The 16,668-nt window shown below is 39.6% G+C and carries 15 protein-coding genes and 1 pseudogene; 8 read left to right on the plus strand and 8 right to left on the minus strand.

The window, feature by feature from the left end; genetic code table 11:
* Positions 1–160: 160 nt before the first annotated feature.
* The 5 genes and pseudogenes from H5182_RS11095 to yejK all read right to left on the minus strand — a co-directional run bounded on the left by H5182_RS11095 (position 161) and on the right by yejK (position 4,051).
* Positions 161–619, minus strand: a complete 459-nt coding sequence (locus H5182_RS11095) for a GFA family protein (RefSeq protein WP_145233578.1) — start codon at positions 617–619, stop codon at positions 161–163.
* Positions 600–1,331 carry an alpha/beta fold hydrolase gene (locus H5182_RS11100; RefSeq protein ID WP_182731427.1) on the minus strand — a complete coding sequence of 244 codons (732 nt, stop codon included), beginning with the start codon at positions 1,329–1,331 and terminating at the stop codon, positions 600–602. Before H5182_RS11100 ends, H5182_RS11095 begins: the two co-directional genes overlap by 20 nt.
* Before the next feature lie 213 nt (positions 1,332–1,544).
* Positions 1,545–1,745: a hypothetical protein gene (locus H5182_RS11105; RefSeq protein WP_182731426.1), complete on the minus strand. Its 201-nt coding sequence runs from the start codon at positions 1,743–1,745 to the stop codon at positions 1,545–1,547.
* 196 nt (positions 1,746–1,941) lie between these two features.
* A pseudogene (locus tag H5182_RS11110) lies at positions 1,942–2,735 on the minus strand (alpha/beta fold hydrolase).
* 302 nt (positions 2,736–3,037) lie between these two features.
* Positions 3,038–4,051 (minus strand): nucleoid-associated protein YejK, encoded by a 1,014-nt coding sequence (gene yejK / locus H5182_RS11115; protein ID WP_149982371.1) that lies wholly within the window; start codon positions 4,049–4,051, stop codon positions 3,038–3,040.
* A gap of 62 nt (positions 4,052–4,113) precedes the next feature.
* Here yejK and H5182_RS11120 point away from each other — a divergent pair, with 62 nt between their 5' ends.
* The 7 genes from H5182_RS11120 to H5182_RS11150 all read left to right on the plus strand — a co-directional run bounded on the left by H5182_RS11120 (position 4,114) and on the right by H5182_RS11150 (position 10,358).
* Entirely contained in the window at positions 4,114–4,326 is a 213-nt protein-coding gene (locus H5182_RS11120) for a DUF1414 domain-containing protein (protein ID WP_016707302.1), read from the plus strand.
* 5 nt (positions 4,327–4,331) lie between these two features.
* Complete coding sequence (locus tag H5182_RS11125; protein WP_182760024.1) at positions 4,332–5,828, plus strand: DUF3413 domain-containing protein; 1,497 nt, start codon at positions 4,332–4,334, stop codon at positions 5,826–5,828.
* 76 nt (positions 5,829–5,904) lie between these two features.
* Positions 5,905–6,381: a DUF4124 domain-containing protein gene (locus tag H5182_RS11130; RefSeq protein WP_145233567.1), complete on the plus strand. Its 477-nt coding sequence runs from the start codon at positions 5,905–5,907 to the stop codon at positions 6,379–6,381.
* 82 nt (positions 6,382–6,463) lie between these two features.
* The gene (gene aceK, locus H5182_RS11135; RefSeq protein WP_182760025.1) at positions 6,464–8,182 is read left to right on the plus strand and encodes a bifunctional isocitrate dehydrogenase kinase/phosphatase; all 1,719 of its coding nucleotides are present in this window, start codon (positions 6,464–6,466) and stop codon (positions 8,180–8,182) included.
* Positions 8,183–8,197: 15 nt separating this feature from the next.
* The gene (locus H5182_RS11140) at positions 8,198–9,136 is read left to right on the plus strand and encodes a LysR family transcriptional regulator (protein WP_145233562.1); all 939 of its coding nucleotides are present in this window, start codon (positions 8,198–8,200) and stop codon (positions 9,134–9,136) included.
* 167 nt (positions 9,137–9,303) lie between these two features.
* On the plus strand, positions 9,304–9,747 hold the full coding sequence (locus H5182_RS11145) for a PA2169 family four-helix-bundle protein (RefSeq protein ID WP_145233559.1): 444 nt from the start codon (positions 9,304–9,306) through the stop codon (positions 9,745–9,747).
* A gap of 215 nt (positions 9,748–9,962) precedes the next feature.
* The gene (locus H5182_RS11150) at positions 9,963–10,358 is read left to right on the plus strand and encodes a biopolymer transporter ExbD (protein ID WP_145233557.1); all 396 of its coding nucleotides are present in this window, start codon (positions 9,963–9,965) and stop codon (positions 10,356–10,358) included.
* Positions 10,359–10,415: 57 nt separating this feature from the next.
* Here H5182_RS11150 and H5182_RS11155 read toward each other — a convergent pair whose 3' ends face one another.
* The 3 genes from H5182_RS11155 to H5182_RS11165 are packed head-to-tail and all read right to left on the minus strand — an operon-like array spanning position 10,416 to position 15,087.
* Positions 10,416–13,415: a TonB-dependent receptor plug domain-containing protein gene (locus H5182_RS11155; RefSeq protein WP_404936216.1), complete on the minus strand. Its 3,000-nt coding sequence runs from the start codon at positions 13,413–13,415 to the stop codon at positions 10,416–10,418.
* 41 nt (positions 13,416–13,456) lie between these two features.
* Positions 13,457–14,533 carry a FecR family protein gene (locus H5182_RS11160; RefSeq protein WP_145233555.1) on the minus strand — a complete coding sequence of 359 codons (1,077 nt, stop codon included), beginning with the start codon at positions 14,531–14,533 and terminating at the stop codon, positions 13,457–13,459.
* Positions 14,530–15,087, minus strand: a complete 558-nt coding sequence (locus H5182_RS11165; protein WP_145233553.1) for an RNA polymerase sigma factor — start codon at positions 15,085–15,087, stop codon at positions 14,530–14,532. The genes H5182_RS11160 and H5182_RS11165 overlap by 4 nt, the downstream gene beginning before the upstream one ends.
* A 384-nt stretch (positions 15,088–15,471) precedes the next feature.
* On the opposite strand from H5182_RS11165, the gene H5182_RS11170 reads away from it, so the two are divergent.
* Entirely contained in the window at positions 15,472–16,668 is a 1,197-nt protein-coding gene (locus tag H5182_RS11170; RefSeq protein WP_182760026.1) for an efflux RND transporter periplasmic adaptor subunit, read from the plus strand.

Here is a 16,668-nt window from a genome sequence, read left to right on the forward strand (position 1 = left end):
AATGAAAATTAACGCGGCTTTTTTAATAGCAGTTATAAGGTTAAAGAGAACGATTTACTAGGCTCTAGCTAAAGCAGAGATATTAGATAAATAGTGATGGAAAACAAACAGCACATTGCACTTGTTATTTATAAAAAGCGCATGAAAGATAACGCTGTATTTATCCTTGTTTTTGCGCATACTCATGCAGCAATTCAGGAAACTTTTCCTGCGGTGGAAACTTACAAAAACTGTGCTTTGCCCCCGTACTCGCCCACTCAAGTTTTTCATCAGTGTAAGTTTCAATGAATGGTTTGTAGGTGCGAGAGTCATCTAGCATTGTTGAGCGAACATTTACAAAATCATCCAAACCTTCTAGGTGGGTAAATAACCAGCTCATACAATGTCCACAAAAAAAGTGCTGCGTACTACTGTCATGCAGCCCGCCAATAACAGGCGCTCCAGATGTAATAGAAAAGGCAGCTCGCTGAAATAATGAGCTTAAGCTAAATGCGCTAGAAGTCATTTTCTGACAGCCAGTGCAATGACAAGCCATGGTGATCATTGGCTTTGCGCTAACTTCAAACTTTACCTGTCCACAACGACAATGGCCTTTTGTTTTATGAGATGTACTGTCCATTATAATCTTCCTTTAAGTTCAATTTTATCAACGCCGATGCTACGTTGAATGTATCACAAATAACCTTAGCACATGCTACAGGGTTTGATTGCGCTATAAAATGTCCGCCTTCAATCTCAACTTGGCTGAAGCTGGAACACATTGACGCTAAGTACTTCACCGCACTCGCGCTTACCAGTAAATCTCTACTAGGGCGAATATAAGTCACTGGGCAATCTAACTCGCACTGTTGTTTTGAAAGGCCAGCTATGTTGCCTAATCTTAATTTGAGTTTACGTTTATTCGCTGTTTGCAGCGAAGCAAATACGGGATAAACCAACGTTTGGCCACCCGTTAAACTAAAACCAAACAGATAAAGTAGCTTTTTACTTAAATAATTTGCTGACAGTAAGCTAACAGGTAAAAAGCCTGCCAACTTAGATAACAAAGAAGGCGCTGAGATAAAGCTGGCCAAAAATACGATGCCTTTCACACGACTGCCAAGTAGCTTATAAAGCTCACAAGCCACCGGCCCAGAATAAGACTCCGCGACAATATAAATATCAGTATCTTTAAAACGCTTTGCTATTTCTGCCGCTTGTTTAGCATAAGTTACGCCTTCAAGTGATTCATATGAGATCACTTCAGTATTTATATTTTCAGGCAAGTTTTTTGTCAATTTAGCAAACAGACGGCCAGTACCATCAAGGCCAGGAAGCAGTATAATTTTCATATTTAAATTCAGCACCCAACGTTAGCATTCAAATACTTGAACTTTGATTTTGGCCTAGTGCTTTTGTGCACAAAAATCATGAGCAAGAAATATGAAAAGTGTAAAAACAATTTAGCTTTGCTCATAAACACCTAGACTCGTTAAATTATACAGTAACTAATTGATTATCTAAAACGATGGCAAGTCGAAGGCTCATATTATTAGGGATGTTTGTTATTTTTTCTTTTCTTGTATTGCGGTGCCAACTGAAAGACCAATGCCAGCGCCAACAGCAATGCCAATAGCTAAACTAAAATGTAATATGTTAAATATTACATCAATAACCACACCGATAGCAGAGCCAACTCCACACCCTATTGCCATATATACACCTAAGGTTTTATTTGCTGATTTACCTTCCTTTTTATTACTCATATCAGTCCTTAAATCATCACAGCTATATCGGCTTATCTACAAGTCTAAAAAATGACTCGATTTGATTTATTTTCATTTGTAAACTAAACACAGCCTAGTTACTATTTTGGTTAAATTATTTGTAAGCACATAGCTAACTATACCGTCTCATCGCTTACTGCAGCGGCAAATCATGTAAATCAATTCCCTGCACTTATTAGTCTTTAATTCTTTTCAATAATTCAATTACTTCTTGCACCACCCTATCTGGTTCATCATTTTGAGGATAATGATAGCTCTTATCTGTTAATACAGCTTTACCTTGTGGAAAAGACTCAGCCCAAGCTGAATGCAATTCGCCCCACATTTTCGGCCTTCATCGGTAAAAAAGAGTAATGGCGGATTTTTATACTTTTTCACGGATGCAATAACGGTTAATGGAATATCTGGGATCTGTGGATAATCTGGCAATGGTCTTTTCGCCCAAAAGTCCAGATACTGGTTGGACATACCATTAGCCATATCGTCTAATTTCACTTGTGCTATTTCTTTCTCAGCTTTTGCAAGATCAATTTGGCGCATGATATCAACATCATGCTCCGAAGCAGGCTCAATCAGCATGAGGGCTGAAACCCACTCAGGGTAAGTTGCAGCGAATCGTCTTGCGGTATAAGCACCATATGAATGAGCAATATAGACGATTGGTTTTTCAACGTGTAACGCTTCAAGTAACATGAGAGCTTCGTTTGCATACTCTTCCGAGCTGTAGTTTTTTCTCAATTGCGTAGAACCGCCGTTACCAATTTTTAAATAACGAATGATGCGGGCTTCCTTTGCAAGCTTTTCAAAAACCGGCTCCCAATCAAATAACCCCGCAGAGCCACCAGCCTCTAAAAATACAGTATGCTTGCCACTCCCCGCGATTTCGTACTCAATATCATAGCCATTAACCTTAATAAAATTAGGCTTGGCAAACACACTTGCCGTGACAAAAAACAGCAAAACATTAATCCAAATTTCACTTTTCCTCCTTAACGACTAAACCTGTAGATAAACTCATTTTATAATTCACTTTTATTAATAAACTATAGCCAAGTTACTATTTTGGTTAAATTATTTTTTGTATTAAAAGCTAGAGTAATAATCTTATTCGCGGTGGTTTTTTCATACAACTTAATTAATTTAGTATCGACTGTAACTATGCTTCGGCACACAGCAAAAACAAGAAAGCGCGGTGTAAACACCACGCTTTCAACTAATTCAAATCTGCTTAAAACTTACTGCTTATGGCTTATGGCTTATGGCTTATGGCTCTAATCTTCACTTTCCATAAACCGTTGCAATTGGTCTTTAAGGTTCGGCGGTATGCCTTTAATAACTAACGTATCAGTGGCCTCGTTGTACATTACCCGTTCGCCTAAGTGTTTGCGCTCAAAGCTGATGCTAACACCGCCGCCAAGGCCAGAGAATTTAACCATACTGGTAACTGTTTTTTTATCGACCGGGAATGACTCTTCTAAATCATAGCTTTGCTCTTTGCAAAAGCTTTCAAATGGGTTGTCGTCACCTTTGGTAAGCGTTGCTGATAACTCGCTGACGTTAGCATCTTCACCAGTAGTAACGCAGTCATTACAGTAATCAAATACTTGTTTACGCAGATCGTCTTTTTCAGATTTATCAAATTGTTGCTCTGATAAATAATCTTCAACTGCATTGAGCATTACTTGGCTTTGCTGTTTAGGATCGATGCCTTCTTCGCAACCTAAAAAGTCTAAGAAGAAGTCGGCGACTTTGCGCCCTGCTCGGCCTTTAATAAATGAGATATAACGATTGTCTTCTGCTTGGGTGTCCCACGCAGTTAAATCGATGCGTGCAGCTAGTTGCATGCGGGAAATATCTAAATGGCGTGACGAGGCTAAATCAAGCTCAGAGGTAATAGAGTAATGCTCTTTGATGTTGATCATTGCAATCAGCATATAATCGGTTGCTACGTATTGATAATGACAAAATACTAAATAGCCAGTTTCGTTAAACGCGTACTTATCAAGTTCCTCTTTAAGTACAGCTGAAGCTTGCTCTGTCATGTGCCAAAAGCCAAGCTCGCTGTTGCGGTAACTTTGCATGGCTGATGCAACTACAGAGTTTTTATCACCACTAAAAGCACAGTACCCTTTTCCTGGTTTGCCGTTGTATGCGTGATGAAGTTGCTCGATGAATACAGCGACTTTATCATTCACTGCCATTTCGTCATTGCGCAAATGAATTTGCGTATCGTCGTCTTTTTTGTCTACATAATGAACGACTAACTTTTTAACATCTATTGCCATCTTTGTTTTTCACGCCTCTGGTGTTAAAATGTGAGAATATAACTCTTTTATTGAACCAACTGATGCCAATCTTATCAAAATATTCTAATGATGAAGTAGAACAAATCGTCGATCAGCTCATTGATGTGTTAACTAAGCACAATGCGCCGGTTGATTTAAGTCTTATGTGTTTAGGAAATTCTATCACGCATATCTTAAAAGAGCATGTACCAACAGGGAAAAGACAAGCGGTTGCAGACAATTTTGCCAAAGCACTTGCGCAATCGGTTAAATAGACTTTATGAATTTATCGCAGCACAATCAGTTTTCGTCTAAAGCGAGTCAATTATTAAGTTGGGGGCATTTGTTTACTTTTGCCAATATCGGCTTAGTGTTGCTCATAAGTTTAAGTTACTTATTTGCTGACTCTCCACCTACCAGCTTTATGGGTATTCTTTATATGCTAGTGACATGGCTTAGTCACACTAGTTTTATTACCTTTATTGCCTTTGTACTGACGATATTTCCGCTAAGTTTAATATTTCCTTATCCACGTCATATCCGCGGTATGGCTGCAATACTTGCCACTTGTGGTGCATCACTACTGACGCTTGATGCCTATGTGTATTTTAACTTAGGCTACCATTTAAGTAGCTCTGCGTTACCTGAGATTATTACCTTATTGTGGCATCGTTTAACTAGCTCTCCAGCGCTGACAACCCTGCTCGCTGGGGGAATTGTAATGCTTATTTTTGCATTTCAGTTATTAGCAAGTAACTATACATGGCACCATTTAGCTCGCTTAAAACAATATAAATTTGCTCGCTACGCCGGCTCATTGTTATTGGTATGTTTTGCGATGAGCCACAGTATTCATATTTGGGCTGATGCAAATTTGAAGTTTGACATTACTAAGCAAGATAATGTTTTACCCTTGTCCTACCCAACGACAGCAAAAAGTTTATTGGCAAAAAATGATTTACTTGATATTGAAAGTTACGAGCAAGCACATAACGTAAAGGTTAATACACAAAATGTAGATTACACGGCTCCAACACCAATTTCTCGCTGTGAAGACTTTACTGCTGCGACAGTCGATATTTTAGTGTTTAGCTCTGCACCTGCGTTAACTAATTTTGCTAAACAGCACAAAAATTTAAATAAAACAGAGCAGTTTTTACAACCCGTTCACCATCAAGATGTACTATTTAGCTTGATTTACGGTTTACCTGCATACTACAAGCCAGCCTTAATGACAGAGCAAACATTACCGGTGTGGCAAAGTAATCGTCGTAGTATTAGTGTCAGTGGCTTTGATGATTTTAACTATATCAATAATACAACAGCGGGTGATGCAGCAATTCGTATCATTAAAGCCGATGAAAACACTGCGCTTCGAGAGGGAGTCAATCAAGTATTTGCATTTAGTTTAGCCGATGTTGATCACGGTATTGTGAGTGCTTCATCTTTATACAGCACGGATAGAAAAGTAACCCGCACTGAAGGCTTGATCCAGCCAAGCGATTTAATTGCCACAAGCGTTGGCCAATATTTAAATTGTGCTGATATCGCAAAGCAAAGCATGCTAGGCGTTAATCTGTATAACAAAAAAGGCGATATGGGCGTTAATTATTCGCAAGGCGTATTTATTGCCTATAAGAAAGACCGTATTACATTAATTGATTCTGATGGTAATTATAAAAATATCTCTGCTGCTCAAGGCTTTTCAATAGAGCAAGGTTTAGATATTCCGTTTTTAGCACAAAGCATTAAAAAGCTAAAAACCTTTACCGAATAACTGCCACTGGCAATTTACCCAAGTTAGGTTATAGTTTTCATATATGATTATGCCCTAACTAGGGAAGGCTAGCGTAATGAAACTGTGTACTCTTTTCGTTATTTTTATTAGTTTGCTATTTGTTGCTGATCAGGCGGCTTCCGCAGATCAATATTACAAGTGCGTAACCGACAGAGGTACTACTTTTAGCCAATTTCCCTGTGGCGGGCAGGCAACGCAACATAAAATAGCAGTGTCGCCCAACGTCACTCCGGCCAATGTAAATCATGTCAAAGCGCTTAATTCTCTTGAGCGTGAACAAATTATTCGTAATCTCAACGCTGAGATACGCAGCGTTAAATATAAACTCGCCATTTTGAGTCGTGACCGTGATCGCGCTGAATACGAGCAACTGCAACGGCTTAATCGTTTAATGAGTGATGATGATAAAAAAAAGCTTAGTAAAGAGATAAAAAAGCAGCTAAAAGTGATCAATAAAACGTTTGCCAAAAACACCAAAACGACCAACAAACAGCTCTCTGCACTCGAAAAAAAACTGAAACGTTATGAATAAACTATTGGGTTTTACCAATATTTAGCATACTCTTAACATGTGTAGAGCATATACTCTACAGGTCATTTTGGAGTACCCGTTCATGCAACCACAAAACATTGCCGAGCTAATTTTAAATGGCTTTAAAAAGCATTATAAATTATTTCAGCAGATCACCGCACAAGCACCTCTGGCATTTGCAAATAAAAACTGGACAAAAATGCACGACATTAGTCGCTTGCGGATCACTTATTACGATGATCGGGTTAACGAAACCACCCAGCAACTACAAAATCAGCAATTAGCCAATCAACTGGATGAATCACTCTGGCTGCAAACAAAACAAATCTACCAGCACTTTTTAACGTTTCATCCACAAGCAGAATTAGCCGAAACATTTTATAACTCTGTGTTTTGCCGCTTATTTCATCGACGTTATTTTAATAATAATTTTATTTTTGTAAAAGCCACCTTAGCAGATGCCCCTGCGCTTCCTGTAGAAGCAGAATACCGCAGCTACTTTCCTGTTGTAGACGGCTTAAAGCCCACTATCCGTAAAATAATTAATCAATTTGATTTTAAAGCCGATTTTGTTAATTTAGAGCGCGATATACGACTTTTAGTAAAGGCGTTTTATAAACAAGCACCCGACACCCATCACCGTGCGTGGCAAATGCGCTTTGACATATTACAAACGCCGTTTTATCGCAACAAAGCAGCCTATATTGTCGGCCGTGTGGTATCACAAAGTGGTGTGCAGCCATTTATTATTGCGGTGTTACATCATCAAGAGCAAGGTCTGTATCTCGATGCTTTACTGACTAACTCATCACAAATGCGGGTTATTTTTGGCTTTGCTCGCGCTTATTTTATGGTTGAAACCCACGCTCCTTCCGCATTAGTTCGGTTTTTAAACCAACTAATGCCCAACAAAACCTTAGCAGAGCTTTACAATGCCATTGGCTTTCATAAACAAGGTAAAACCGAGTTCTATCGCGAGTTTTTAACCCATTTACAACGCTCCAGTGATGATTTTGTGATTGCCCCTGGCACACCGGGCATGGTGATGATGGTATTTACCCTACCTTCATTTGATTATGTATTTAAAATAATTAAAGACAAATTTGGTGAAAGTAAACCATTTGGCCGCGATACCGTTCTCAAACGCTACCAATTAGTTAAAAGCCATGATCGGGTTGGTCGTATGGCAGATACCATAGAGTATTCTAACGTCGTATTCCCTGTTGCGCGTTTTAACGCTACATTGCTTGCACAGCTTAAACAAACTATTGGTTCATCAATGATCATCGAAGGCGACTTACTGATCATCAAACATATGTATATTGAGCGACGCATGACGCCACTGAATTTATATTTAGAAAAAGCTAATACTGAAGATGCCGCTGTTGCCATTGCAGAATATGGCCAAGCACTCAAGGAAATGATCGCCGTTAATATTTTCCCAGGCGATATGTTACTTAAAAACTTTGGTGTCAGTAAACACAAACGCATTATTTTTTATGATTATGATGAAGTGCAATATTTAACAGACATGAACTTTAGGGCATTGCCTAAAGCAAAAAGTTATGATGACTACTTAACCAATGAGCAAAGTTACTCTGTGGCACCACAAGATGTATTTCCAGAGCAGTTATGCACTTTTGTAATGCCAAACCCGCAATACAAAGCAGTTTTCAGCCAAACACATCCAGAACTATTAGACGTCGCATTTTGGCAGCAAGCGCAACGAAATATAAAAGCAGGGGTCGTTAGCCATATCTACCCTTATCCAGCAGCGCAGCGTTTTATCCATCAATGGTAGACGAAAGGACACACAATGAATATCAGTAAAATAGATTTAAACTTACTCGTTTATCTCGACACCTTATTACGCGAATGTAATGTTACTCGCGCCGCAAACCAGCTTAGCATTACACAGCCGGCAATGAGTAATGGTTTAAAACGTTTACGTAACCTGTTTAACGATCCGATCTTAGTACGCACCAGTGATGGTATGGTGCCCACTGAACGAGCTATTGAATTGCAGCCGGTGATCCGTGGCATCTTAATGACATTAGAAGAAACGCTTGCACCAAACCGTGAATTTGAGGCCAGCCAAAGCAAACGGGTATTTAGGATTATGGCCAGTGACTATGCTGCCAGCACCTTAGCACCTAAGCTACTGAGTAAATTACACGATGAAGCGCCGGATACCACACTCGATATTCTCACTCCAAGTGATGTTACTTTTCATGATGTAGAAAACGGTAAAGTTGATATGGCAATAAATCGTTTCGAAAACCTACCGCAGTCGTTTCATCACAAACGTATTTGGAAAGATAGCTTTTGTTGTTTAGTAAAAGCTGACAACCCGATCATTGAAAATTTTAGCCTCGATAGTTATTTAAAAGCTCGGCATATTTGGGTAAGTAAAACAGGTTTTGGTGTCGGGGTTGGTATGGATCCTAAAGACGTACAAAAACTTGGCTGGGTTGATGAAGCGCTCGCCCACTTTGGTAAACACCGAAATATTGCCACATTCACCCGTAATTACCACGTTGCAATACATCTAGCGAAAGAGAAGAACCTGATTGCGACACTCCCTTCAAAAGCCGCTAATATTTATTTAGATGATCCCGGTTTGCAAATTCTGGAGCCTCCCTTCCCTATACCACCATTTGAGTTAGATATGATTTGGAGCCCATTACTTCACAGAGATGCCAGTCATATTTGGTTACGCCAAAAAGTAGCCGAAGTTGCAGATGAATTAAAGTAACGCTCTTACAAAAGCCCTGTAAAATTTGCTTACTGGTATTTTCAAGTAAGCAAACATCAATTTAAAAGTATTAATAATCATGATGTTAAAATAATTTAAAAATGGAATGGCAATTGCTTTAAGTTACTTGAACTTTAATATTCATTTAACTTAAAGAGGTCAATATTATGAATGCCCAGCAAGGAAACGAAGTAAATCATATCACTGACATTATCCAAGTAATGAACAGCGGCATCGACTTTTATGAAAAGGCGCAGGAAAAAGTACAAGATCCAGCCATTGGTGCGCTATTTCAGCGTATGATAGACGCACGTAAAGTCAGCGTTGAAAACTTACAGCCTTACGCTATTAATCAGCAAGGTGAACGAGAAGATGGTTCGTCTTTTGCTGTTGAAGCTCGCCGAGCATATACCGCACTGATCACAAAATTTAGTGCCAACAACGACCAAATTTATGTCAAAGAGCTTGAAGAAGTGGAAGATAAAACACTTGAAGAAATTAAAGCTGCCATGAAAAAACCACAACCGCACGATTGTGAAGCCGCCCTCGCTAAAGTATTACTGACCATGCAAAGCTGTCATACGGAGATGAGCCGTATGCAGAAGCATTAACCACAATGCTTAAATGAGAGCCCAGCCACGCGCTGGGCTTTTTTATGCTCATAATTATAGTTAAATGATTTTTATAACAAAACAATGCAAATAATTAATAAAAATAGCATATTTATTTAACCACAGCATGATTTTAATCGTCTAGGCTTATTAATAGGTACCTACTATCCCGCTGTGGCGCCGCAGCATTTTATCAAAAATAACAAGGTTCCATTATGAGAAATAAACAACATGTAAACCCACAAAACGCTGACGTTGATATGACGCCGATGCTTGATATTGTATTTATACTTTTAATATTTTTTATTGTTACAACTTCATTTGTAAAACCTGTGGCAATAGAGCTGCAACGTCCTGTAGATAAACCCAGTATTGATAAACAAACTAAAAGTGCTCATTTTAGTATTGACCAAAGCAATGCGGTGTATTTTGCGGGGCGATTAATTGACTTAAACCAAGTTGCCACTAACCTTGCGATGTTTGCTGCGAAGTATAATATCGCCACAGTACAAATAGCTGCAGACGAAAACAGTACGCATCAAACTTTAATGACAGTAATGAATAATATCAAAGAGTATGATAACTACCCCATCGCACTCACATCACACTAAAAGCAAAAAAAGGGCCAGACGGCCCTTCAAAACTAAATAACGTAGGAGAAGTTATTTTTAGAATCGGTATTCAGCACCTACATAGTAGTAAGCACCGTTAAAACCAAATGGTGCTGAACGGCGTGAGTACTCAAATACACCGGTTGAACTGATAATAGTATTACCAGAAGCATCAACAATTGTGCCTGAGCGAGAATTACCTATGGTATTTTTATCAGGGTAAACGTCAAATAAATTGTTTGCACCAATATTTAGTGACAAGTTATCTGTGACAAAATAATTTACTTTTATATCGGTAAGAATTTCAGCGCCGTAAGTCTGGCGACCGCCATCTTCAACCGTGTATTCGCCATAACGATTGAGCGATAAGTTTACCGTCCAATCTTCAAGGCGATATAATGCACTTAAGTTTACTCTGTCTTGTGGTTGCCATTCTTCGATGATTGAGGTTTCTTGCGAAGAAAATACATCTTCGACAGGGATCGTTTCCAAACCACTGCCCGCAGGAGTAAATAAATCAACCACATCGGTTTCAGTAAAGTTAGCCGCTAATGTAAAATCTAGGGTACCGCCTAAGCCTTCCGTGTTCCATGTCGCAACAAAATCCACACCTTGCGTTTCGGTATCTGCACCATTTAAGAAAAACTGCCCTGCACCTGCGCCAGAACTAACCAATGCAGCATCTAGCGTTGATGACAACCCTTTACCTAAACGGTTACTGATCACAATACGATCGTCAATATCAATTGAATAATAATCAACGGTAACATTAATATTATCCGTCACGTTATACACAATACCTAAGCTCATGTTTTGTGACTTTTCTTCTTTAAGTTTTGGAATACCAATACTCTGTGCAAGTGTGCTGTCGTTTCTAAAAGTACCAACTTCTTCTGCAATTAGATCGCCATTAGGACCGACTACAAACTGAGTACTAATATTATTGAAGTACAATTGCTGCATTGATGGTGCTCTAAAACCAGTACTCACCGCACCGCGCAGTGAAACGTCATCAGTCACCGACCAGTTACCCGCTAACTTAAAGTTAACCGTATCACCAAAGCCTTTGTAGTTATCGTAACGCAGTGCGCCAGAGATAATTACATCATCAATAATGTAAGTTTCAGCATCAAGGTAAAACGAAATCACATCACGTGATTCATCCACAGAAGATTCCGGCGATGAACCACCAAAACCTTGTGTACCACCTGCTGCATTTTCGCTGCCAATACCACCGCTCATACCATCGTAAATATTAACACCATTATTAGTATCATAATCACGGTAAGCGTATTCACTGCCTTCTAAAATACGATATTCATCGGTGCGAAGCTCGGCACCCATTGCCAGTGAAAAATTATCATAGTCTTGTGTAAAATCAAGATTGATTGTTTGCAGTGATAACTCCATGCCATACGCATACGCTTGGCGAGGAATAGTGGCACGAATATCATCAGCACTTAAACCTTGATCATAACGTAACAAATTAGCGTATGAACCATTGATAGTGTCACTAGTGGTATAATCGATGCTGTTTTCACCATAGGTGTATGACAGGTCAAGACTAGAGCTATTATCAAACTCTTTTTTAAAGCCAAAGTTATACGAGATATCATCAATGGTGGTGTTGATCATTGGCAAAAAGCCCATCGGGATCACCGCATCACCATCTTGTAAAACTGGGTTGCCATCAGCATTGGCATTATGACGGAAGAACGCCGCTGATTCGTTATCACGAGTTGAGTAAGTAATAAAACCATATAACTCGCCACCTGCTAGTTCATATCCAGAATTCACAGTTAAAGCAAATTGTTGCGAGTCTGCATCGCCAATTCTAAATGTATCACGTGGTGCAGTCAGCTCACGAGGATCGCCCGCTAACAGCGTGCCATCATCAAGCTCTGTGCAACCATAAAACTGGCAAGAGCCATGTAAACCGGCACGATTTGTAGGTGCACGGTCGCGGTAGTTGATAGTGGTATTTAAATAACCATCATCGCCTAAGGCAAAGCCTTTATTAAAATCAACCGTAACGGTTTCGCCATCACCTTCAGAATACTGGCCATAATTAACCGCGGCTTTACCGCCTTCATCAGCATCTTTTAATACGATGTTGATAACACCCGCAATCGCATCTGAACCATATTGCGCAGCCGCACCATCACGTAATACTTCGATACGTTTAATTGCAGCAGCTGGGATCGCATTCATATCTGTACCTGCGGTACCACGACCTACAGATGTATTAATATGGATAATGCTGGCCTGGTGACGACGTTTACCATTGATAAGTACTAATGTTTGATCTGGCCCTAAGCCACGTAAAGTAGCAGGTCGTAGTGCATCAGTACCGTCACTGATCGATGAACTTGAAAAGTTAAAAGACGGTGCGATAGCTTGTAACATACGGCCGACTTCTGTTTGTCCGGTATTTTCTAGCGCTTCAGCACTTAAGATATCAACAGGTACGGGTAAGTCTTCGACCGAACGCCCTGCTACACGGCTACCAACGATGGCGATTTTTTCAATATTTTCTTGAGCGGCTTGTTCTTGTGCATTAGCAACTTGGCTATTGGTTGCCATTAAAAGTGGTATTACAGCAGCACTGACCCCTGAAAGCTTTCTCATGTTGTTATCATTCCTATTGATTTGTTTGAGTTTTATACTCAGTAAACCATTTTGATCAACAACCGCATCGAGTTCAGTATTTTTCAGCATTGTACTAAGCGCTTCTAACTGAGTGTAATAACCATACACTGATTGAGCTTGGTATTGTTTTGCTAAATCAAACGAAAAAACCACGGTTTGTTCTGTTTGTTTTGCAAACTCTATCAATGCTTGATCTGCTCGCTGCGCTTTTATATCAAATTGTACCATCTGTGGATTTGCAGCCTCAGCCTGAACTTTTAGGCTAAATACTAAAGGTGCTAATACAATTAACCCACAAATTGGATACGTTTGGTTACTGCGCAACTTATACAAACAGTTGAGAAAGAATAATCCGCTATGCAATCCTATTTTTTTATTAATTATTTTTTTACTTTTTATATTTACCATTGTAACTTCTGACACTTTAAATCAAAGAGCAAGCATAAAGCTTAGCTGTGATCACCGTGTTTTAGGCTTACGATATGTTCACCTAAACGTTCATGCTCAATGGCTAAATTGATGCGCAGGCTATCAAGTAAACCGATAATATCACCGGCTTTAAACACCCCAGCCACTTTTAAAGAAGCTAATGCAGGATCAGCAAGTTCAAAACGCGTTGCGGTATAGCGACTCACTTCTTGCAGTGCTTCGCTTAACGACTCGCCATTAAAAATTAGCATACCTTGTTGCCATGCTAGATCCCGTTGTACATCATCTTGTGTTAACCGTTTGATTGGCTTGGTAATACTTTCTTTAATTAATGCTTTTTCGCCAGAGATAACAATACTAGCATTAATTTTTTTCACACTGTCTGTATCATTACTAGCACTTTGTAATTGTACAAAATCATCAGCATTTACGGCAACCGAAGGATCCGTGATCATCACTTTACCCTCAGTAACAACCAGCTCAAGATCCGATGCTGCATTACGTTGCACATTAAAAACAGTCCCCAGTGCGGTAAATGACTTATCGCCTGCCATCACCGTAAATGGACGTGCGGCATCTTTAGCAACATTAAAACGTCCTTCGCCTCGACTTAAAATCAGTTGTCGGCGGTTTTTTGTATACGCAACTTCTAATAAGCTATTGGTATTTAATTGCACAATCGTACTATCTGGTAGCACAAACGTTGCTTGCTCACCGACTTTAGTACGGTAAATTTTACTGTACTTGGCTTGTTCTTGTGGTGTTGTTGGCCACTGCTCAATACCAACAAATATAAAGCTGGCAACTAGCAATGCGGCAAAGACACTTGCCGCAATCGAAAAATTAATTTCTCTGCGGGCAGGCTTATTGATGCTGTTTTTATTGGGAAATAAGCTACTCAACTCATTTAATACGCTCAGTTCATCCCATAACTGGGCTAACTCAAATACCGCATCTTGATGGGCTTTATTTTGTTGCACCCAGTGCTGAAATTGCATACGTTCTTGCTTTGATAAGCCCCTATCCATAGCACTTATCCAACGACTGGCATCTGCTTGAATAGCATCTTTAGACGAAAATTGATGGATATTACTCATTTTCCCACCCTCCTGGCAGGTTCAATAGTGGCACTGCTGTGCTCACCTAACTGCTCATGTTGCTGCATGTAGCGCATAGATTGTAACAAACCTTTGGCAATATGTTTTTCAACCGTACTTTCACTTAACTTCATTTGCGCTGCGATTTCTTTTTGGCTCATGCCATATACTTTCTTTAAAATAAAACATTTTCGCACTGGCTGGCTTAGTTGCTCAGTAGCACGGCAAAACAATAAAAAGCGCTCTTTTGAGGTCACTTCATCCTCAAGCTGCATAGATCTCAACGACTGCTGATAATCATCAGAGGTATCTAATGAATCGCAATGCTGATTATCCCATTTAGCAATGTGGTTAAGCGCCAAATGCTTAGCAGTCTTTAGCATATAACTGCGTGTATATTTAATATCTTGTTTTAAATCAGCTTGATAGCTCTTAACAAAGGTTTCTTGTACTATATCTTCCACGTCATCTGGTTGTACAATGCGCGAAACAAAACGTCGCAACTGTGAAGACAGATCAATAAATGTTGTAGATAATGTCGGCTTGCGCGTCATTATTAACTTTACCCTTGCTATTATTATTACTCCTAGGGTACGAGTTTTAGCGCCAATTACAAGGCAATTTGTTAATTTTGTGGTTATTAAAGCTGTTTCGCTAACAAAGCACTTACAGCACTTCATAATTAAGCTATTGTCATACAAAGTAATGACTTCATTACTTTATAAACAGCTTTACAGAATATCTAAATTCTAAGGTATCAAACTACTTTGAGCTTTAAAAAATACTGAAAAATAAACACGAGCCTGTACCTGTAAAAATTTAGGGTATACACTCGTATGTAACTAAGCTATAGGGATTAAGCACCACGTAAGTCATGCTTTTAGCTTATAAAACATTATAAATTATTCATACTTAACAATTGGAACTGTGGAGTAACCATGCGTCTGTCTTTCGCACTATCAAAATTATCTTTATTCTTATTTACTTCGGCTTCGCTGTTTCTACAAGGTTGTAGTGAAGCACCTAAAACTGAGCAAGCAGCAATGCATCCAGCAGCTGTGGCAACAACTATAGCAACCTATGAAAATGCCCCATTCACTATTGAACTACCGGCAACCTTATCAGGTTCTAAAGAAGTTCAAGTACGTGCCAGAGTAACGGGGATCCTAGAATCTCGTAACTTTGATGAAGGCCAGACAGTTAAGCAAGGTCAGTCACTTTTCACTGTGGATTTAGCCCCCTATCAATTGGCGGTTGAAAGCGCGCAAGCAGCTCTTAATGGTGCAAAAGCATCTTTAGTGCAAGCCGAACGTGAAGTGAAACGATTAGCCAAACTACGTGCTGAGAAATCAGTCTCACAACGAGATTACGATAACGCCAGCTCCACCCAAGATATTGCTAACACGACGTTAGAGGCCGCGAAAGTTGCATTAAAAGAAGCCCAACTGAATTTACAATATGCGCAAGTAAAAGCACCTGTCGCTGGAGTAATGGGCCGTGAATTTGTGTCGGTAGGTACTTTTGTATCAGGTCCCGATCTATTATTAACGCAAATTACCCAGTTTGATCCTATTCGTTTACGATTTGGTATTTCTGAGCGTGAACAATTACAAATGCGTCAAGATGTTGCAAATGGCTCTTTAACGCTGCCAGAAAAAGGTCAGTGGCACACGAGCATAAAATTACAAGACGGTTCACTCTCCAATAAAAGTGGCAAAGTTAACTTCTCTGATGTACGTATTAATCCAAATACCGGCACCAGCGAACTACAAGCAATTATCCCCAACACTGATTTTGAACTTCGCCCAGGTCAATTTGTGCGAGTGATGTTAAGTGGTGCGGTACGCAAAAATGCATTTGTAATACCGCAACGTGCGGTACTTGATAATGGCACTGGTAAATTTGTTTATGTAGTCGCTAAAAATGAACAAGGCGGCACGATTGCGCGCCCAGCTCCCGTTGAAGTAGGTGAGTGGATCCAAAAGCCAGATAATCAAGGTGATAAAAACTTTTGGTTGATTAAATCAGGCATACAGCAAGGCGATGAAGTGATCATCGATGGTATGGCAAAGATTTTCTTCCCGGGCATGCCAGTGGCCGTTAACAATGCAACAAACAACGTAAGCGCAGAATAG

It is taken from the genome of Pseudoalteromonas sp. SG44-17 (assembly GCF_014164235.1).
GTDB lineage: Bacteria > Pseudomonadota > Gammaproteobacteria > Enterobacterales > Alteromonadaceae > Pseudoalteromonas > Pseudoalteromonas rhizosphaerae.

Coding starts and splice junctions, on each gene's coding strand:
- H5182_RS11140 (WP_145233562.1), top strand. CDS start 8,198: ATGAATATCAGTAAAATAGATTTAAACTTACTCGTTTATCTCGACACC.
- H5182_RS11125 (WP_182760024.1), top strand. CDS start 4,332: ATGAATTTATCGCAGCACAATCAGTTTTCGTCTAAAGCGAGTCAATTA.
- H5182_RS11145 (WP_145233559.1), top strand. CDS start 9,304: ATGAATGCCCAGCAAGGAAACGAAGTAAATCATATCACTGACATTATC.
- H5182_RS11170 (WP_182760026.1), top strand. CDS start 15,472: ATGCGTCTGTCTTTCGCACTATCAAAATTATCTTTATTCTTATTTACT.
- H5182_RS11165 (WP_145233553.1), bottom strand. CDS start 15,087: ATGACGCGCAAGCCGACATTATCTACAACATTTATTGATCTGTCTTCA.
- H5182_RS11120 (WP_016707302.1), top strand. CDS start 4,114: ATGCCAATCTTATCAAAATATTCTAATGATGAAGTAGAACAAATCGTC.
- H5182_RS11130 (WP_145233567.1), top strand. CDS start 5,905: ATGAAACTGTGTACTCTTTTCGTTATTTTTATTAGTTTGCTATTTGTT.
- H5182_RS11160 (WP_145233555.1), bottom strand. CDS start 14,533: ATGAGTAATATCCATCAATTTTCGTCTAAAGATGCTATTCAAGCAGAT.
- yejK (WP_149982371.1), bottom strand. CDS start 4,051: ATGGCAATAGATGTTAAAAAGTTAGTCGTTCATTATGTAGACAAAAAA.
- aceK (WP_182760025.1), top strand. CDS start 6,464: ATGCAACCACAAAACATTGCCGAGCTAATTTTAAATGGCTTTAAAAAG.
- H5182_RS11105 (WP_182731426.1), bottom strand. CDS start 1,745: ATGAGTAATAAAAAGGAAGGTAAATCAGCAAATAAAACCTTAGGTGTA.
- H5182_RS11100 (WP_182731427.1), bottom strand. CDS start 1,331: ATGAAAATTATACTGCTTCCTGGCCTTGATGGTACTGGCCGTCTGTTT.
- H5182_RS11155 (WP_404936216.1), bottom strand. CDS start 13,415: ATGGTAAATATAAAAAGTAAAAAAATAATTAATAAAAAAATAGGATTG.
- H5182_RS11150 (WP_145233557.1), top strand. CDS start 9,963: ATGAGAAATAAACAACATGTAAACCCACAAAACGCTGACGTTGATATG.
- H5182_RS11095 (WP_145233578.1), bottom strand. CDS start 619: ATGGACAGTACATCTCATAAAACAAAAGGCCATTGTCGTTGTGGACAG.